At 70.7% G+C, this 17,757-nt stretch carries 16 protein-coding genes and 1 pseudogene; 14 read left to right on the plus strand and 3 right to left on the minus strand.

Going from position 1 to position 17,757, the window contains the following annotated elements:
• Positions 1-37 precede the first annotated feature (37 nt).
• The 6 genes from ACTFTM_RS05895 (at position 38) to ACTFTM_RS05920 (ending at position 6,793) form a co-directional block, all read left to right on the plus strand.
• The gene (locus ACTFTM_RS05895) at positions 38-1,051 is read left to right on the plus strand and encodes a hypothetical protein (protein ID WP_449564836.1); all 1,014 of its coding nucleotides are present in this window, start codon (positions 38-40) and stop codon (positions 1,049-1,051) included.
• Positions 1,052-1,277: 226 nt separating this feature from the next.
• Positions 1,278-3,821, plus strand: coding sequence for a bifunctional FO biosynthesis protein CofGH (locus ACTFTM_RS05900; RefSeq protein WP_449564837.1), 2,544 nt, complete (start codon positions 1,278-1,280; stop codon positions 3,819-3,821).
• Positions 3,822-3,979: 158 nt separating this feature from the next.
• Positions 3,980-4,258, plus strand: coding sequence for a hypothetical protein (locus tag ACTFTM_RS05905; protein ID WP_357129962.1), 279 nt, complete (start codon positions 3,980-3,982; stop codon positions 4,256-4,258).
• 73 nt (positions 4,259-4,331) lie between these two features.
• Entirely contained in the window at positions 4,332-5,726 is a 1,395-nt protein-coding gene (locus ACTFTM_RS05910) for a DUF4331 domain-containing protein (RefSeq protein ID WP_449564838.1), read from the plus strand.
• A gap of 22 nt (positions 5,727-5,748) precedes the next feature.
• The gene (locus ACTFTM_RS05915; RefSeq protein ID WP_449564839.1) at positions 5,749-6,078 is read left to right on the plus strand and encodes a phospholipase; all 330 of its coding nucleotides are present in this window, start codon (positions 5,749-5,751) and stop codon (positions 6,076-6,078) included.
• Between the two features lie 457 nt (positions 6,079-6,535).
• Positions 6,536-6,793 (plus strand): WhiB family transcriptional regulator, encoded by a 258-nt coding sequence (locus tag ACTFTM_RS05920; protein WP_007455784.1) that lies wholly within the window; start codon positions 6,536-6,538, stop codon positions 6,791-6,793.
• Between the two features lie 52 nt (positions 6,794-6,845).
• Here the strand turns inward: ACTFTM_RS05920 and ACTFTM_RS05925 are convergent, their stop codons facing one another.
• The gene (locus ACTFTM_RS05925) at positions 6,846-7,295 is read right to left on the minus strand and encodes a metallopeptidase family protein (protein ID WP_007455785.1); all 450 of its coding nucleotides are present in this window, start codon (positions 7,293-7,295) and stop codon (positions 6,846-6,848) included.
• A gap of 152 nt (positions 7,296-7,447) precedes the next feature.
• Between ACTFTM_RS05925 and ACTFTM_RS05930 the strand changes: the two genes are divergently transcribed.
• The gene (locus ACTFTM_RS05930; protein WP_355239687.1) at positions 7,448-7,816 is read left to right on the plus strand and encodes a DUF3499 domain-containing protein; all 369 of its coding nucleotides are present in this window, start codon (positions 7,448-7,450) and stop codon (positions 7,814-7,816) included.
• 10 nt (positions 7,817-7,826) lie between these two features.
• Here the strand turns inward: ACTFTM_RS05930 and ACTFTM_RS05935 are convergent, their stop codons facing one another.
• Positions 7,827-9,173, minus strand: a complete 1,347-nt coding sequence (locus ACTFTM_RS05935; RefSeq protein ID WP_449564840.1) for an aspartate aminotransferase family protein — start codon at positions 9,171-9,173, stop codon at positions 7,827-7,829.
• 744 nt (positions 9,174-9,917) lie between these two features.
• On the opposite strand from ACTFTM_RS05935, the pseudogene ACTFTM_RS05940 reads away from it, so the two are divergent.
• Positions 9,918-10,004: pseudogene (locus ACTFTM_RS05940) on the plus strand (DUF397 domain-containing protein); the annotation flags it as partial.
• A 174-nt stretch (positions 10,005-10,178) separates the two neighbouring features.
• Here the strand turns inward: ACTFTM_RS05940 and ACTFTM_RS05945 are convergent.
• On the minus strand, positions 10,179-10,691 hold the full coding sequence (locus ACTFTM_RS05945) for an Lrp/AsnC family transcriptional regulator (RefSeq protein WP_449564841.1): 513 nt from the start codon (positions 10,689-10,691) through the stop codon (positions 10,179-10,181).
• A 215-nt stretch (positions 10,692-10,906) separates the two neighbouring features.
• On the opposite strand from ACTFTM_RS05945, the gene ACTFTM_RS05950 reads away from it, so the two are divergent.
• Genes ACTFTM_RS05950 through ACTFTM_RS05975 form a run of 6 tightly spaced genes read left to right on the plus strand, consistent with a single transcriptional unit; the run spans position 10,907 to position 17,663 of the window.
• A complete protein-coding gene (locus tag ACTFTM_RS05950; RefSeq protein WP_449564842.1) occupies positions 10,907-12,091 on the plus strand; it encodes an extracellular solute-binding protein in 1,185 nt (394 codons plus the stop codon).
• A 5-nt stretch (positions 12,092-12,096) separates the two neighbouring features.
• Entirely contained in the window at positions 12,097-13,248 is a 1,152-nt protein-coding gene (locus ACTFTM_RS05955; RefSeq protein ID WP_449564843.1) for an ABC transporter ATP-binding protein, read from the plus strand.
• Positions 13,245-14,153 (plus strand): ABC transporter permease, encoded by a 909-nt coding sequence (locus tag ACTFTM_RS05960; protein WP_449564844.1) that lies wholly within the window; start codon positions 13,245-13,247, stop codon positions 14,151-14,153. Before ACTFTM_RS05955 ends, ACTFTM_RS05960 begins: the two co-directional genes overlap by 4 nt.
• Complete coding sequence (locus tag ACTFTM_RS05965) at positions 14,150-14,986, plus strand: ABC transporter permease (RefSeq protein WP_449564845.1); 837 nt, start codon at positions 14,150-14,152, stop codon at positions 14,984-14,986. Before ACTFTM_RS05960 ends, ACTFTM_RS05965 begins: the two co-directional genes overlap by 4 nt.
• On the plus strand, positions 14,983-16,473 hold the full coding sequence (locus tag ACTFTM_RS05970; protein ID WP_449564846.1) for an NAD(P)/FAD-dependent oxidoreductase: 1,491 nt from the start codon (positions 14,983-14,985) through the stop codon (positions 16,471-16,473). The genes ACTFTM_RS05965 and ACTFTM_RS05970 overlap by 4 nt, the downstream gene beginning before the upstream one ends.
• Positions 16,473-17,663, plus strand: a complete 1,191-nt coding sequence (locus tag ACTFTM_RS05975) for a saccharopine dehydrogenase family protein (protein ID WP_449564847.1) — start codon at positions 16,473-16,475, stop codon at positions 17,661-17,663. Before ACTFTM_RS05970 ends, ACTFTM_RS05975 begins: the two co-directional genes overlap by 1 nt.
• Positions 17,664-17,757: the final 94 nt, after the last annotated feature.

The raw sequence follows: 17,757 nt of genomic DNA on the forward strand, positions 1-17,757 counted from the left end.
GTGCGCCCTGTCCGTCTGATGCCCCGAGGGGGAGCTCGTGACCAGCCCCGCCGAGCCCGCGTCCGCCGACGCGACGCAGGCCCGCCAGCTGACCAAGCCACTGCGCGAACTGGGTGCGCTCGCCCTGCTCGGCGCCAACGCCGTCTTCCTCTTCGTGGGGCTGCTCCGGCTGATCATTCCCGCCGACTACACCGACTTCACGGGCCGGGCGGGCAGCTCCTTCTTGTCGTTCATCGGGGTGGAGGCGGTGGTCCTGCCGCTGCTGGCCGTGCTGCTGGCCACCCACGTCTCGCCGGTGCTGCCGAAGGCGAAGCTCATCACGCAGGTGGCGCTCGGCGAGTACGCGTTCAGCGCGCTGTTCGGGACGCTCACCATGCTGATCTGGACGGTGGGCCGGCTCGCCGATGCGGAGATCTTCGACGCGCTGCTCGGTGTGCTCACCCGCTTCGCCTGGCTGGTGATCTTCGCGGTGGCCGCCTGGGTGGTCTTCACGATCTGGCGGGCGTTCTACTACGTGCCCAAGCCGAAGCCGCAGCCGGGCGTCTACGGGCAGCCGCAGGCGGGTTGGCCGCAGCAGCCCGGTGGTTGGCCGGCCCCGGGTCAGCCCGGTGGTCAGCCGCAGGGCGGTTGGCCGGCCCCCGGTCAGCCGGGTGGTTACCCGCAGGCGGGTCAGCCGGGCGGTTACCCGCCGGCGCAGTTTCCCGGCCAGTACGGCCAGCCGTCCCCGCCGTTCCAGGCCCCGCAGTCCGCGCCGCCGCACCAGCAGTCCGCGCCGCCGCACCAGCAGTCCGCGCCGCCGCACCAGCAGTCGGCAGCGCCGTTCCCGCAGTCCGCGCCGCCGTTCCCGCAGTCCGCGCCGCCGGCCAACCCGGGCCCGCAGTCCACGCCGCCCGCGCCGCCGTTCGGGCAGCCGCCGTCGGCCGATCCCACCCAGACCATCCCGCGCCAGTCCGCCGAGCCGAGCCCCGCCGACCCGACCCAGGCGATCCCGCGCCCGACCGCCGAGGACAACGACCGCACCCAGCACATCAACCCCGACAACCCGCGCTGACCCGCACGCCGCCAACCTCGCGCCGATCTTGCACTTTCGGTTGCCGGTTCGCGTGAAACACCCCTTGTGTCACCGCAGAAAGTGCAAGATCGGCGAGCGCGTGCCGATCTTGCACTTTCTGTTGCCCCTCGTGTCGCCACCAACTGCGAGGTCGCCGCGGGTAGGGGGCTGGGCGGTCGGGGCGGGGACCGGTTGGGCGGGGAGTCGCTGCGCATAGGGTGAGCGGATGGTTGATCGCACCCACTCCGGTCCCAGCGAGGCGAGCGTGCGGCGGGCCCTGGGTCGGGCCGCTGCCGGCCGGGCGCTGGACCTTGACGAGGCCACCGCGCTGCTCGCCGCCCGCGGTGCGGCTCTCGACGAGCTGCTCCGGGTGGCCGGTCAGGTCCGCGACGCCGGCTTGCGGGAGGCGGGGCGGCCAGGTGTCGTCACGTACTCGAAGAAGGTTTTCATCCCGCTGACCCGGCTCTGCCGGGACCGTTGCCACTACTGCACCTTCGCCACCGTGCCGCACCGCCTGCCGGCGCCGTTCCTGGACCGCGACGAGGTGCTGGCCATCGCCCGCGAGGGCGCCGCGCAGGGCTGCAAGGAGGCCCTGTTCACCCTCGGTGACCGGCCGGAGGAGCGGTGGCCGGCGGCCCGCACCTGGCTGGACGAGCGTGGCTACGACTCCACCCTGGACTACCTGCGCGCCTGCGCGGTGGGCGTGCTGGAGGAGACGGGCCTGTTGCCGCACCTCAACCCAGGGGTGCTGTCCTGGTCGGAGCTGCAACGACTCAAGCCGGTCGCGCCCAGCATGGGCATGATGCTGGAGACCACCGCCACCCGCCTGTGGTCCGAGCCGGGCGGCCCGCACTACGGGTCACCGGACAAGGAACCGGCGGTACGGCTGCGGGTGCTCGACGACGCCGGCCGGGTCGGGGTGCCGTTCACCACGGGCATCCTCATCGGCATCGGGGAGACGTCGGCCGAGCGGGTGGACGCGCTGTTCGCGATCCGCCGCGCCCACCGCGAGTACGGCCACCTCCAGGAGGTGATCGTGCAGAACTTCCGCGCCAAGCCGGACACGGCGATGCGCGGCATGCCCGACGCGGAGCTGCACGATCTCGCGGCCACGGTGGCGGTGGCCCGGTTGCTGCTCGGCCCGAAGGCCCGCATCCAGGCCCCGCCGAACCTCATCGCCGGCGAGTACGACCTGCTGCTGCGCGCGGGCATCGACGACTGGGGCGGCGTCTCGCCGCTCACCCCGGACCACGTGAACCCGGAGCGCCCGTGGCCGCAGATCGAGGAGCTGGCCCGGCACACCGAGCTGGCCGGGTTCACGCTACGCGAGCGGTTGACGATCTACCCGGAGTACGTGCGGGCGGGCGACCCGTGGCTCGACCCGCGGCTGCTGCCGCACGTGACCGCGCTCGCCGACCCGGCGACCGGGATGGCGGTCGAGTCGGCAGCGCCGCAGGGGCGCCCCTGGCAGGAGCCGGAGGAGGTGTTCGGCGGACGGATCGACCTGCACGCCACGATCGACACCACCGGCCGCACCGACGACCGGCGCGGTGACTTCGACAGCGTCTACGGCGACTGGGCCGAGGTCGCCGGCAAGGTCACCCCCGAGGCGGCGGCGCGCCGGGCGGACGTACCCCGGGTGGCAGCCGGTAGCGGCGCGGACCGTGACCTGGCGGCCGGGCTGCGGCTCGCGGCCGACGATCCGGCGGCGTTGCTGGAGGCCGCCCACACCGACGCGGCGCTGGCGTTGTTCGGGGCGGACGGGCCGGCGCTGGACGAGCTGTGCCGGCTCGCCGACGACGTGCGCCGGGACGCGGTCGGCGACGACGTGACCTACGTGGTCAACCGCAACATCAACTTCAGCAACGTCTGCTACGTGGGCTGTCGGTTCTGCGCGTTCGCCCAGCGTGAGCGGGACGCCGACGCCTACCGGCTCTCCGTCGAGCAGGTCGCGGACCGCGCCGAGCAGGCATGGGCGGCCGGTGCCAGCGAGGTCTGCCTCCAGGGTGGGATCGACCCGAAGATGCCGGTGACCGGGTACGCGGACATCGTCCGCGCCATCAAGGCCCGCGTGCCGGAGATGCATGTGCACGCGTTCTCCCCGATGGAGATCGTCACCGCCGCCGCGAAGGCCGGCGTGCCGGTCCGCGAGTGGCTCACCCAGCTCCGCGAGGCCGGGCTGGACACCATCCCGGGCACCGCCGCCGAGATCCTCGACGACGACGTGCGCTGGGTGCTCACCAAGGGCAAACTGCCGGCCGCCGCCTGGGTCGAGGTGGTCAGCACGGCCCACGAGCTGGGCATCCGGTCCAGCTCAACGATGATGTACGGCCATGTCGACCACCCCGGACAGTGGCTCGCGCACTTCCGGGTGCTGGCCGGCGTGCAGGACCGTACCGGCGGTTTCACCGAGTTCGTGGCGCTGCCGTTCGTGCACACCAACGCCCCGATCTACCTGGCCGGCATCGCCCGACCTGGACCGACGTGGCGGGAGAACCGCGCGGTGCACGCCATGTCCCGGCTGCTGCTGCACGGCCGCATCGACAACATCCAGTGCTCCTGGGTGAAGCTCGGCGACGAGGGCACGGTGGCGATGCTCCAGGGCGGCTGCAACGACCTGGGCGGCACCCTGATGGAGGAGACCATCTCCCGGATGGCGGGGTCCGGCAACGGTTCGGCGCGTACCGAGGAGCAGTTGCGGGCCATCGCGACGGCGGCCGGCCGACCGGCGCGCAAGCGGACGACCGCGTACGGTCACGCCCGCCGCTGAGGTCGAACCTTTTTCCGCCGCCGGCCGTACCAAGCGGTGCCGGCGGCGGTCGCGGCGAGGGCCGCCGCCGGTGTTCCCCCAGGGGCCCGGCGGCGTCGGTCGGCGGCACCGGACCCGTCACCGCGGGCGCGTGCGCGCCGCCGCCGGAAAGGTTCCCCATGACCACTGATCAGCGGAAGCGGCCCTGGCCGCGACTGACCCGCCGGCAGACGTTGACCGCCGCGGCCAGCGCCACCCTCGGCGCCGCCGCGCTCACCGTGCCGGGCCTGTCGGCCGCCCAGAACGCGCCGGGCGCGGCGGGTCGGGCCGACGAGCCGATCGTCGTGCACCTGCGCGACGCCGCGTCCGGAACGATGGACGTCTTCGTCGGTGAGTCCCGGATCGAGGTACGCGACCGCGGTCTCGCGGACCGGCTGCGCCGCGCCGCCAAACGCTGACCAGCGCCTTCGCCCGGCGCTGAGAGCGCCCTCCGCCCCGCCATCAGTCCCCGCCCAGTGAGGTTGGTCCGCCATGTCTTCCCACCGCGAGGCCCCGGAGATAGCCAAGGATCCGGTCGCCGACAGCTCCGACCTTTACGCGTTCGTCAGCCCCGACAAGCCCGACACGGTCACGCTGATCGCCAACTACGTGCCGTTGCAGCTTCCGTCCGGGGGGCCGAACTTCTTCGAGTTCGGCGACGACGTGCGCTACGAGATCCACATCGACAACGACGGTGACGGTCATCCCGACGTCACCTACCGGTTCGAGTTCACCACCGAGATCACCAACCCGAACAGCTTCCTCTACAACACCGGGCCCATCGAGTCGCTCGACAGCAAGAACTGGAACCGCCGGCAGTTCTACAGCCTGACCCGGATCACCGACGGCAAGGAGCACCGGCTCGCGCACAAGCTGCCCTGCCCGCCGTGCAACGTCGGACCGCTGTCCACGCCGAAGTACGCCGACCTCGTACGCCAGGCCACCTACACCCTGTCGACGGGGGAGCGGGTCTTCGCGGGGCAGCGCGCGGACGGGTTCTTCGTCGACCTGGGAGCGATCTTCGACCTCGGCACGCTGCGGCCGTTCCAGCAGTTGCACGTGGCCGGCAAGAAGATCTTCAAGGCCGAGGGGGAGCCGGTCAACGCCACCGACCGGATGAACGTGCACAGCATCGCCGTGCAGGTGCCGCTGAAGCAGGTGCGTCGCCGCGCGAACCGGTACGGTCCGGCCGACGCCGCGTCGGTGCTGGGGGTGTGGACGTCGGCGTCGCGCCGGCAGGTCCGTGTGCTGGGCGACCGGGGTGGGGCGGACACCTCCACCGGCCCGTTCACCCAGGTCTCCCGGCTGGGTAATCCGCTGTTCAACGAGGTCATCGTGCCGATGTCCAAGAAGGACCTGTGGAATTCGCTGCCGCCGTCGGAGGACAAGCGGTTCGCACGGTTCGTCGAGCAGCCGGAGCTTGCCGCGCTGCTGCCGGCGCTCTACCCGGACGTCTTCCCGAACCTGGACAAGCTCAACAAGTCCAAGAAGGCCCGCGCAGACCTGGTGGCGATCCTGCTCACCGGCGTACCGGCCGGTCTGATCGACGGCTTCACGAACGCCACCGGCGACGTGCAGGCCGACATGCTGCGGTTGAACACGGCCATCGCGCCGAACCGGCGGCCGGACCGGTTCGGGGTGCTCGGCGGCGACCTGGCTGGCTTCCCGAACGGGCGGCGGGTCGGTGACGACGTGGTCAGCATCGCGCTGCGGGCGATCGCCGGGGTGACCGTGCCGCTGGTGGACAAGACGTTCCGCCCGGACGCTGCGGCCGGGGCGGTCACCCCGGGGCTCAGCGCCGCCGACGTGACGGCCCCGTTCCTCGCGAACTTCCCCTACCTGGGTACGCCGTACGACGGGTTCAACAACCCGCCGGCGTCGTCCTGACGTCCGGGGTGGGGGAGTAGCCATGCACGAACACACGTACGGGCCGTCGGAGACGGGAAGTGTCGTCCTCGACCTGGGCGGTGACACCGGTGCCCTGATCATCTACACCGGTCGGGATCTGCACGGCCGGGAGATCGAGATCAGTCGCGGCGACGACCGGCGGGTCCATTCGGCCGTACGGGAGCGCCGGGTTCGGGACGGCTCGTTCCACAGTGCGGTCTATCCCGATCTTCCCGCCGGGATGTATACCGTCTGGTGGGACGCGGACACGTCCGCCGGCACGGTTTCTGTCCATGGTGGAGGGATAGCCGAGTTCGCCTGGCCGAGCAGCGGTTTCGGGGCTGCCGGCTGACCTCGACGCACCTTCTGTCCCTTCGCACCCCGTCCACATTGTGGGCGGGGTGCGAACGCTGTCCACGGCTTGGCGGGCGGTCTGCGCCGTGCCGCGTTAACCTGTCCCCCACCAAGATCAGCTTTGCGGAGGAGGTCCGGTGTTCCTCGGTCGACGGACCGTCCGGGGGAGCGCCACGGGAGAAAAGTCGGGCAACTCGCCGGAGAGGGCGTTACTCGGCCGGGGTCTGAATCGATAGGGCAGGTTGCGAGGCTGGACGGCCCTGGTGGCCGGCCAGGGTTGTCGGGAGGGCGACTCCATTATCAAGTTTGGCTTGACGGCGCACGCATTACACGCGTGTAATTTGAATGGGGTTGTTCGCACGGAACGCAACAAAACGGGACCGGACGGACACGCACGCCTTTCGCGTGGGGGGTTGCAGCGGCGATGACGCCGGTGCGCGACAAGGAGGCATTTGATGGACGGCCAGCTTGAGGTGGCCGACCTGCTCGGAAACGCGCCGGAGTGGCAGGAGCGGGCCCTGTGCTCGCAGACCGACCCCGAGGCGTTCTTTCCCGAGAAGGGCGGCTCGACCCGCGAGGCGAAGCGAATCTGCTCGCGCTGCGAGGTCAAGACCGAATGCCTCGAATACGCTCTCGGTCACGACGAGCGGTTCGGCATCTGGGGTGGGCTCTCGGAGCGGGAGCGGCGCAAGTTGAAGCGGCGCGCCGCCTGAGTGGTACGGCGTCGGGGGTGGTGCGGAGTCGAGGCGGTGGGGGCCGCCCGGCTCAGGCCAACTCGTCGGGGTCGACCCCGAGCAGGTTCGCCACCTGCTCGATGATCACGTCATGGACGAGGTCGGCGAGATCCTCGCGGTCCATCGCGCGGAACTCCAGGGGTCGGCGGTACAGCACGATCCGGGGCGGCACCTCCTGGCGGCCGGGGCGACCCGGCAGCAGCCGGGCCAGCGGCACCTCGCCGTCCTCCAGCACATCCGAGTCGTAGACGTTCAGGTCCGGCGGAACGTCCTCGACCGCGAACTCGACGCCGGCCAGTTCCTTGGCGAAGCGTCGCTCCAACGTCTCGACGGTGTCCAGCACCAGGTCGTCGAAGACCTCCGCCTTGGTCCGCGCCAGCGGCACGGTCGCCGGCACCAGGCGCCCGCGCAGGCCACGCCCGTGCCGGTCGCGGTGCGCACGCCGGCCGGGGCCGGGGCGGCGGTGTTCCGGACTCGTCATGAGGCAAAGGGTAGCCCCCGCGCCGGGCCGGCCAGCGGCACCGCCACCAGCGTGGCGCGGCGCGACCCCCACAGCGAATTGTGATCACCACGACGGGCGTGTCGCAACGCGAACCGGTGCGCCGGACCCGGTAATGGGGATACCCTGCCGCCGTGAGGTCACCACGGCGCTGCTCCCGTAACGGCTGCCCCCGGCAAGCGGTCGCCACATTGACCTATGTCTACAACGAGTCCACCGCCGTGGTCGGCCCGTTGGCGGCGTTCGCCGAGCCGCACACGTACGACCTGTGTGAGCAGCACGCCCGCAGCCTGACCGCGCCGCGCGGCTGGGACGTGGTCCGGCACGAGGGCGAGTTCGAGCCGCCCCCGCCCACCACGGACGACCTGGTGGCGCTGGCCGAGGCGGTCCGCGAGGCCGCCCGTCCGGCCCCCCGCCCCCCGGAGCCCGACCAGCCCCGCCCGGAGAACCCCCACCAGACCGGCCGCCGAGGTCACCTCCGGGTGATCCCCCCCAACCACTGACCCCGGACGGTCAGAGCCGCGACCAGGCCTCGGTCAGGACCGTGCGGAGGATCTGCTCGATCTCGTCGAAGTGCCGCTGCTCGGCGATCAGCGGTGGGGCGAGCTGGATGACCGGGTCACCCCGGTCGTCGGCCCGGCAGTAGAGGCCCGCCTGGAACAGCGCGGTGGACAGGAAGCCGCGCAGCAGCCGCTCCGACTCCGCCTCGTCGAAGGTCTCCCGGGTGGTCTTGTCCTTGACCAGCTCGATGCCGTAGAAGTAGCCGTCGCCCCGGACGTCGCCGACGATGGGCAGGTCGTGCAGCTTCTCCAGAGTGGCGCGGAACGAGTTCTCGTTGGCGCGTACGTGCCCGACGAGGTCTTCGCGGGCGAACACCTCGAGGTTGGCCAGGGCCACCGCGCAGGACACCGGGTGCCCGCCGAAGGTCACCCCGTGGGCGAACATGCCGGTTTCGGTCAGGAACGGCTCCATGAGCCGGTCGCTGGCGATCATCGCGCCGAGCGGGGCGTACCCGGAGGTGATGCCCTTGGCGGTGGTGATGATGTCCGGCTGGTACCCGTAGCGGACGGCCCCGAAGTACTCGCCGAGCCGGCCCCACGAGCAGATCACCTCGTCGGAGACGAGCAGCACGTCGTACGCGTCGCAGATCTCCCGTACCCGCTCGAAGTAGCCGGGTGGTGGTGGGAAGCACCCGCCGGAGTTCTGCACCGGCTCGAGGAAGACCGCGGCGACGGTGTCCGGCCCTTCGCGCTCGATGGCCCGGCCGATCTCGTCGGCGGCCCAACGGCCGAACGCCTCGGGGTCGTCGCCGTGCTCCGGTGCCCGGTAGAAGTTGGTGTTCGGCACCTTGATCCCGCCCGGCACCAGCGGCTCGAAGTCGCTCTTGATGCCGGGCAGGCCGGTGATCGACAGCGCGCCCATCGAGGTGCCGTGGTAGGCGATGTAGCGGCTGACCACCTTGTACTTGTTGGGCTGGCCGGTGCGCTTGAAGTAGGCCCGGGCCAGCTTCCACGCCGCCTCGACGGCCTCGGAGCCGCCGGTGGTGAAGAAGACCCGGTTCAGGTCGCCGGGAGTGAGCGAGGCGATCTTCTCGGCCAGCTCGACGGCCTTCGGGTGGGCGTACGACCAGAGCGGGAAGTACGCCAGCTCGCCGGCCTGCTTGGCGGCGGCCTCGGCCAGCTCGGTGCGGCCGTGACCGGCGTTGACGACGAACAGCCCGGCGAGCCCGTCGAGGTAGCGGCGGCCCTGCGCGTCCCAGATGTACGCGCCCTCGCCGCGCACGATGGTCGGCACCTCGCCGGCGGAGTAGCTCGCCATCCGGGTGAAGTGCATCCAGAGGTGGTCGGTCGCGTCGGCCATGTCAGCCCCATCGATCGTCGGGCCGGTCAAGGGGTGAAGCCGGCCGCTCTGCCCACGGTTATCGCACAGTCCTTGTCATGAAGGCAAGTGTTATCGGTAGCATGGTGGCGTAGGCGCGACGGATTCAGCGCGTTAAGGCGTAAAACCCAACGGAATCCGCATCAGCCGGCTCCGGGCGGGTTGGCGGGCCGGCCGGGGAGCAAGGTGGCAGGCCGACGGGCGGCGTGATTCCGGGGTCGCGGTATGGGTGACCGCTGCCTTTGGAGCTGAATCGTCTGCGACATCGCGGGTGCGGCCCGGGGTAGCCGACGGCGTAGCCCAGCGCCCTCTGGGCGAGCCCGAGCGCGCAGACCTTGGCCTCCAGCGACCGGCCGAGTATCCACAGGTTGCTGGTGTCGGGCCTAGAGGCGGCCGCGCTCCGGCGGCAACGCTGCTGTCGGCCGATTCGCTTACGACATCAGCTCCAAAGGATCCGCAGGAGGTATGGCCTCCTCCTCCTCCTCGGGCGCTCGGATCGCCGATGTTGCGGCATTGGGAGGCGGTGATGCCGCCAGGTCGGCGATATCGAGTGGATCGGCCCGTGTGGATCAAGTAGGGCCGCCTGGGCTGCGGACGTCTTGGGGGCGGTCGGGGGGCCTCCGTCGTGTGCGCCGACACGTCCTGGCGCAACACGTGGGAGAGCGTCACCGGTGAGGCGTTGCGCCGACGCCAGTCGATCGAGCTGATCAGGGAAGTGGCCAGGACATGGACATGACCGACGCGCGCTGGCGCGCGGCGACCCGCAGCAGCAACAACGGTGGCGCATGCGTCGAGGTGGCCGACAACCTGCCCCGGTCCGGTCAAACGGCCCGCTGATCCACTCGGGATCCCGGAAACCGGGCCATCGGAGCGGCCCGGACACCCCGACTTCCTGCAACCGAGTCGATCAAGCGCGGCCGAGCGCCGCCGAGCGCCGCCGAGCGCCGCCAAGCGCCGCCGAGCGCCGACCAGCGCCAGCGGGAGGCGTCAGGCCGTACCCCAGGTGTAGGTCTGTTTGCGGAGCTTGAGGTAGACGAACGCCTCGGTGGAGAGCACCCCCGGCACCGCGCGTAGCCGTTGCAGGATCTCCAGCAGGTGGTCGTCGTTGCGGCAGACCACCTCGGTGAGCAGGTCGAACGAGCCGGCGGTGATGACGACGTAGTCGACCTCGTCCAGCTCGGCCAGCCGGTCGGCGACGGCCTCCAGGTCGCCGTCGGTACGCAGCCCGATCATCGCCTGGCGGGGGAAGCCGAGCTGGAGGGGATCGGTCACGGCGACGATCTGCATGACGCCGGAGTCGAGTAGTCGCTGTACCCGCTGGCGGACCGCCGCCTCGGACAGGCCGACCGCCTTGCCGATGGTGGCGTACGGCCGGCGGCCGTCCTCCTGGAGTTGCTCGATGATCTGCTTGGCCACGTCGTCCAGCAGAGCGTGGTTGGCACCTTCACGCACGGCGACGCGGCGACCGCCGCTGCCACTCTCGTGTTGCCGGTTCGTCATCGTGCGCTCCCCATGTCCCGAATCGTGATGTCGCGCGTGTGTCCCCGCGCAGTCTGGCGTATTTCGTCGTCAACAGCTAATCCCGCAACGGAATCCCTTGTAAGGGAGGTTTCCTCATGTCAGGATCAGTGCTCCTTGACACCTGACCCTCCCGACATTCCCGCCGGCGCGCCTCCCCCGTCCCGCCGCCGACGATGACCCCCCTAGGAGTCGTCATGCGTACTCCCCTCCGGCCCCTCTCCCGGCGTGGACTGCTCACCGGCACCCTCGGATCGGCCGCTCTCCTCGCGGCGGGCGGCAGCCTCGCCGGCTGTGGCACCAAGGGCGCCCAGCAGACCGAGGCCGGCTGCGTCAGCGAGGACCTGTCCGGCACCGAGAAAAAGCTGGCCTTCTCCAACTGGCCGCAGTACATGGACGTCGACGAGAAGGACGAGTCCAAGCGGCCGAGCCTGGACGAGTTCATCACGAAGACCGGCATCCAGGTGACCTACACCGAAGACATCAACGACAACAACGAGTTCTTCGGCAAGGTGCAGAACCAGCTGGCCGCCTGCCAGAGCACCGACCGGGACATCATCGTGCTGACCGACTGGATGGCGGCGCGGATGATCCGGCTCGGCTGGATCCAGAAGCTCGACCCGGCGAAGATCCCGAACGTGCAGGCGAACCTGCTGCCGTCGCTGCTCAAGCGGCCCTTCGACACCGAGAACCGGATCTCGATTCCGTGGCAGTCCGGCCTGGCCGGGTTGGCGTACAACGGCAGCGTCACCAGGGAGCTGCGAACCGTCGACGAGCTGCTGACCCGCCCCGACCTCAAGGGCAAGGTGACGGCGCTCAGCGAGATGCGCGACACGATGGGTCTGCTGCTCGGCGCGAACGGGCACGACCCGTCGAACTTCACGGCGGCCCAGTTCGACGACGCGCTCAACAAGCTCAAGAAGGCCGTCGACTCCGGGCAGATTCGCAAGTTCACCGGCAACGACTACGCACCCGACCTGGCCAAGGGTGACATCGCCGCGTGCATCGGCTGGTCCGGGGACGTCATCCAGCTCTCCAGCGAGAACGAAAAGGTGCGGTTCGTCGCGCCCGACTCCGGCGTGATGCTCTACAGCGACAACATGATGGTGCCCAACAAGGCCACCCACAAGGGCAACGCCGAGGCGCTGATCAACTACTACTACGAGCCGGCCGTCGCCGCGAAGCTCGCCGCGTACGTCAACTACATCTGCCCGGTCAAGGGCGCCCAGGCCGAGATGGAGAAGATCGACCCGGACCTGGCCGCCAACCCGCTGATCTTCCCGGACGACGCGCTGCTGGCGAAGTCGAAGGTCTTCATGGCCTTGGACGAGAAGCAGGAGAAGGAGTACGAGGGCAAGTTCCAGCAGGTCATCGGGGCGTGACGAGGATGGCGCGCGAGACACCCGCCGGCGACCTGCGCCTGGCCAACCTCACCAAGCGGTTCGGCATCTTCACTGCCGTGGACGACCTCAGCCTGACGATTCCGCAGGGTTCGTTCTTCGCGCTGCTGGGCGCGTCCGGGTGCGGCAAGACCACCACCCTGCGGATGATCGCCGGGCTGGAGGAGCCGACGAGCGGTCAGGTGCTGCTTGGCGACAGCGACATCGCCCGGCTGCGGCCGTACAAGCGGCCGGTCAACACCGTCTTCCAGAGCTACGCGCTCTTTCCGCACCTCACCATCTTCGAGAACGTGGCCTTCGGGCTGCGTCGGCGCGGCATCCGCTCGGTCGACGAGGAGGTCCGGCGGATGCTGTCGCTGGTGCAGCTCGACGGCTTCGGTCCGCGCCGTCCGGCCCAGCTCTCCGGCGGCCAGCAGCAGCGGGTCGCCCTGGCCCGCGCGCTGATCAACAAGCCGCAGGTGCTGCTGCTCGACGAGCCGCTGGGCGCGCTCGACCTGAAACTGCGCCGCCAGATGCAGATCGAGCTGAAGCGCATCCAGACCGAGGTCGGCATCACCTTCGTACACGTCACCCACGACCAGGAGGAGGCCATGACCATGGCCGACACCGTCGCGGTGATGAACGCCGGCCGGATCGAGCAGCAGGGCGCTCCGGCCGACATCTACGAGTTCCCGGCCACCGCGTTCGTGGCGAACTTCCTCGGCCAGTCCAACCTCCTCGCCGGCGAGGCCGCCGGCACGAGCGGCGGCGAGGTGGCGGTGACGGCGCACGGTTCGCGCTTCTCGGTGCCCGCCGGCCGGTCGCGCGCCGACCACGGTCCGGTCCACCTGGGGGTACGCCCGGAGAAGCTGCATCTGGTCGGCTCCGCCGACCAGGTGCCCCACGGACACCAACACGTCGGCGGGGTGGTCAGCGACGCTTCCTACGTGGGTGTCAGCACGCAGTACCTGCTGCGCACCGGCTGGGGCACCGAACTGTCGGTGTTCGCCGCCAACAGCGGTACCGCGACGCGGATGCCGGTCGGCGCCGAGGCCGTGGCGTACTGGGATCCGCAGCACGCGTTCCTGCTGCCCCGTGACGCCGCCGACGTCGACCGGACGTCGCCGGTGCTCGACGAGCCGGTGGGTGCGTCGTCGTGACCCTCCTGGCGCCCACCAAGGCGGGCCAGCCGCCGCCCGCGGCACCGGCGGCCCGGTCCGGGCGGTACCGCCTCCTGCCGTACCTGCTGCTGTTGCCCGGCGCGGCCTGGCTGCTCGTCTTCTTCGGTGTGCCGCTGCTGCAACTGGCCGCCGCGAGCCTGTACGACCCCAGCGGCTCGCTCTCCACCGGGTACGCGATGACCTGGGCGTTCGGCAACTACCCGGACGTGGTGCAGGCGTACTGGCCGCAGCTTCTGCGTTCGTTCGGGTACGCCGGACTGGCCCTGGTGGTGGCGCTGCTGTTGGGCTACCCGCTGGCGTACGCCATCGCGCAGAAGGCCGGCCGGTGGAAGAACCTGCTGCTGGTGTGCGTGGTCGCGCCGATGTTCACCAGCTTCCTCGTCCGCACGCTGGCCTGGAAGACGATCCTGTCGGACAACGGTCCACTCGTGGGCCTGCTACGCGACGTGCACCTGCTCGGGTCGGACGGCCGGCTGCTGGCCACGCCGTTCGCGGTGGTGCTCGGCCTCACGTACAACTTTTTGCCGTTCCTCGTGCTGCCGCTGTACGCGAGCCTGGAGCGGCTCGATCCCCGGCTGCTGGAGGCGGCCACCGACCTGTACGCGAGCCCGGCGCAGGCGTTCCGGCGGGTGACCCTGCCGCTGTCGATGCCCGGCCTGGTCGCCGGCACGCTGCTGTTCTTCATCCCGGCCAGCGGCGACTACATCAACGCCGAACTGCTCGGCACCCCCAACGAGTACATGGTCGGCAACGTCATCGACTCGGCGTTCCTCGTCCGGCTCGACTACCCGCAGGGCGCGGCCCTGTCGTTCCTGCTGATGGCGGCGATCCTCGCGGTGGTCTTCGGCTACCTGCGGCGGGCTGGCACGGAGGAGGTGCTGTGAGGGTTTCCCGTTGGTTGGCGGACCGCTGGGTGATGATCGTGGCGCTGCTGGTGCTCGGCTACCTGTCGCTGCCGATCCTGGTGGTGGCCGGGCTGTCGTTCAACCGCCCGTCGAGCCGCCTGTCGTACGACTTCAACGAGTTCACGCTCGACAACTGGCGGCAGCCCTGCGCCACCTCGGACATGTGCGACGCGGTCCTCCGCAGCGTGCAGATCGGATTTATCGCCACGGTCGTCGCCACCGTGCTCGGTACGTTGATGGCGTTCGCGCTGGTCCGGCACCGCTTCCGGGGTCGGGCCGGCGTCAACGTGCTGATCTTCCTGCCGATGGCGACGCCCGAGCTGGTGATGGGCACGTCGCTGCTGGCCCTGTTCGTGTCGGCCGGGGTGCCGCAGGGCTTCTGGACCATCGTGATCGCGCACGTCATGTTCTGCGTGTCGTTCGTGGTGGTCACCGTGAAGGCACGGCTCGCCGGAATGGACCGGCGGCTGGAGGAGGCCGCCATGGACCTCTACGCCAGCGAGTGGCAGACGTTCCGGCGGATCACCCTGCCGCTGGTGCTGCCCGGCATCGTGGCCGCCGCCCTGTTGGCGTTCTCGTTGAGCTTCGACGACTTCATCATCACCAACTTCAACGCCGGTACGACGGTCACGTTCCCGATGTACGTCTGGGGCGCTGCCCAGCGGGGCATCCCGCCGCAGGTCAACGTCATCGGCACCGCGATGTTCGCGATCGCGCTGCTGCTGGTCGGGCTCAGCTCGCTGCGGGGACGACGGGAACGCCGGGCCAACCTGCGGGCCGGGGCGACACCGCAGGCGCGGCAGCCGTCATGACGCCCGCGCATGTCGGGCGGGCGCTGGCCGACGCGGCGCCCGTGCCGTACTGGCTCGACCGCAAGGAGCGGCCCAACCCGCTACCGCCGCTCACCGGCGCGCAGACCGCCGACCTGCTGGTGATCGGCGGCGGGTACGGCGGGCTCTGGGTCGCCCTGGAGGCAAAGCGCGCCGACCCGCACCGGGACGTGCTCCTCGTCGACGCGGGGACCTGCGGCTGGGCCGCCTCCGGACGCAACGGCGGCTTCTGTGCCGCCTCGCTCACCCACGGCGTCGCCAACGGCGTCGACCGGTTCCCCGACGAGATCGGCGAGCTGGAACGCCTCGGCCGCGCCAACCTGGACGCGATCGAGGCCACCGTCGCGGAGTTCGACATCGACTGCGACTTCGAGCGCACCGGCGAGTTGGCCGTCGCCGTCGAGCCGTACCAGCTCGACGGGCTGGCCGCCGACGCCGAGCTGGCCCGCAGGTACGGCCACCGGGTGCGGCTGCTCGACGCCGACGAGGTACGCGCCGAGGTCAACTCGCCCACCTACCTGGGCGGGATGATCGACGCCGACCGCGTCGCCATGGCCGACCCGGCCAAGCTGGCCTGGGGTCTGCGCCGCGCCTGCCTCGACGCCGGCGTACGCGTGCACGAGCACACCCGCGTCACCGCCCTGCGCGCCGACGGCGTCGCGCTGCGGGCGGACACCCTCGGCACCGACCCTGCCGACGCGCGCAGCCCGGCCGGCCCTGCCGCACCCGCCGGCCCGGCCGGCTCTGCCGCAACCGCGCGGGGCCGACCGGGCGTCGTCCGCGCCCGGCGGATCGTGCTGGCCACCAACGCGTTTCCGCCGCTGCTGCGGCGGCTGCGCGCGTACGTGGTGCCCGTCTACGACCACGTCCTGATGACCGAACCGCTCAGCCCGGCCCAGCGCGACGCGATCGGCTGGCGCAACCGACAGGGGCTCGCCGACACCGGCAACCAGTTCCACTACTACCGGATCACCCGCGACGGGCGGATCCTCTTCGGCGGCTACGACGCCGTCTACCACTACGGGAACCGGGTCGCGCCGAAGCTGGAACAGCGCCCGGCCACCTTCACCACCCTCGCGCAGCACTTCTTCACCACGTTCCCGCAGCTCGCGGACGTGCGCTTCAGCCACCGCTGGGGCGGTGTCATCGACACCTGCACCCGGTTCTGCCCCTTCTACGGCACCGCCTTCGGCGGGCGGCTGGCGTACGCCGCCGGGTACACCGGCCTCGGCGTCGGCGCGACCCGCTTCTCCGCCCGCGTGCTCCTCGATCTGCTGGCCGGCGGGAACACCCCGCTCACCCGGCTCGACCTCGTCCGCCGCAAGCCCCTGCCGTTCCCGCCGGAACCCGTCCGCGCGGTCGGCATCAATCTCACCCGCCGGTCGATGGCCCGCGCCGATGCGCGTGGGGGCAGACGCGACCTGTGGCTCCGTACTCTCGATCGTCTTGGTTTGGGGTTTGATTCCTGATGCGTGTCCTGCTCGTCGGCGCCGGTGGCGTCGGCTCCGCCGCCGTAGCCATCGCCGCCCGACGGACCTTCTTCGAGACGATGGTCGTGGCCGACCACGACCCGCAGCGTGCCGCGCGCGCGGTCGCCGGTCACGGCGACCGCTTCGTCGCCGCCCAGGTGGACGCCTCCTCGGCCGACGCGATCACCGCGCTCTGCCGGGAACACCGGATCACCCACGTGCTCAACGCCGTCGACCCGCGCTTCGTCATGCCCATCTTCGACGGCGCGTTCGCGGCCGACGCGGACTACCTGGACATGGCGATGTCGCTCTCGCACGCCGACACGGGCGTGCGGCTCGGCGACGAACAGTTCGCGCAGGCCGACGCCTGGTCGGCGGCCGGTCGGCTGGCGCTCGGCGGCATCGGCGTGGAACCGGGACTGTCCGACGTGTTCGCCCGGTACGCCGCCGACGAGCTGTTCAGCGAGATCGACGAGATCGGCGTGCGGGACGGGGCGAACCTGACCGTCGACGGCTACGACTTCGCGCCCTCGTTCTCCATCTGGACCACGATCGAGGAGTGCCTCAACCCGCCGGTGATCTGGGAGGCCGACCGCGGCTGGTACACCACCGAGCCGTTCAGCGAGCCGGAGGTCTTCGACTTCCCCGAGGGGATCGGGCCGGTCGAGTGCGTCAACGTGGAGCACGAGGAGGTGCTCCTCATCCCGCGCTGGGTGCAGGCCCGCCGGGTCACCTTCAAGTACGGCCTCGGCGAGGAGTTCATCGACGTCCTGAGGACGCTGCACAAACTCGGCCTGGATTCCACCCGGCCGGTCTCCGTGCGGGGTGCCTCCGTGTCGCCGCGCGACGTGGTGGCGGCCTGCCTGCCCGACCCGGCCACCCTCGGGGCGCGGATGCGCGGCAAGACGTGCGCCGGTACCTGGGTACGCGGGCTGGGGCGGGACGGGCAGCCCCGGGAGGTCTACCTCTACCACGTGGTCGACAACGAGTGGTCGATGAGCGAGTACGGCCACCAGGCGGTCGTCTGGCAGACCGCAGTCAACCCGGTGGTGGCGCTCGAACTGCTCGCCACCGGCGCGTGGACCGGCGCAGGGGTGCTGGGCCCAGAAGCCCTACCCCCCAGGCCGTTCCTGGACCTGCTGACGAACTACGGATCCCCCTGGGGCCTCCGCGAAACCCCAGCCCCCTAACTCCGTCGATCTTGCACTTCTTGTGGCGGCATCACTCACTTATCGGACACAGCCTCGACATGAAATGCAAGATCGACGGGGCTGGCTTGGTGGG

It is taken from the genome of Micromonospora sp. RB23, from assembly GCF_053585025.1.

Bases quoted from the DNA above. Each gene is read 5' to 3' on its own strand.
- ACTFTM_RS05925 (WP_007455785.1), bottom strand. From the start codon at position 7,295: ATGACGAGTCCGGAACACCGCCGCCCCGGCCCCGGCCGGCGTGCGCAC.
- ACTFTM_RS05915 (WP_449564839.1), top strand. From the start codon at position 5,749: ATGCACGAACACACGTACGGGCCGTCGGAGACGGGAAGTGTCGTCCTC.
- ACTFTM_RS05955 (WP_449564843.1), top strand. From the start codon at position 12,097: ATGGCGCGCGAGACACCCGCCGGCGACCTGCGCCTGGCCAACCTCACC.
- ACTFTM_RS05945 (WP_449564841.1), bottom strand. From the start codon at position 10,691: ATGACGAACCGGCAACACGAGAGTGGCAGCGGCGGTCGCCGCGTCGCC.
- ACTFTM_RS05910 (WP_449564838.1), top strand. From the start codon at position 4,332: ATGTCTTCCCACCGCGAGGCCCCGGAGATAGCCAAGGATCCGGTCGCC.
- ACTFTM_RS05970 (WP_449564846.1), top strand. From the start codon at position 14,983: ATGACGCCCGCGCATGTCGGGCGGGCGCTGGCCGACGCGGCGCCCGTG.
- ACTFTM_RS05920 (WP_007455784.1), top strand. From the start codon at position 6,536: ATGGACGGCCAGCTTGAGGTGGCCGACCTGCTCGGAAACGCGCCGGAG.
- ACTFTM_RS05900 (WP_449564837.1), top strand. From the start codon at position 1,278: ATGGTTGATCGCACCCACTCCGGTCCCAGCGAGGCGAGCGTGCGGCGG.
- ACTFTM_RS05905 (WP_357129962.1), top strand. From the start codon at position 3,980: ATGACCACTGATCAGCGGAAGCGGCCCTGGCCGCGACTGACCCGCCGG.
- ACTFTM_RS05975 (WP_449564847.1), top strand. From the start codon at position 16,473: ATGCGTGTCCTGCTCGTCGGCGCCGGTGGCGTCGGCTCCGCCGCCGTA.
- ACTFTM_RS05935 (WP_449564840.1), bottom strand. From the start codon at position 9,173: ATGGCCGACGCGACCGACCACCTCTGGATGCACTTCACCCGGATGGCG.
- ACTFTM_RS05950 (WP_449564842.1), top strand. From the start codon at position 10,907: ATGCGTACTCCCCTCCGGCCCCTCTCCCGGCGTGGACTGCTCACCGGC.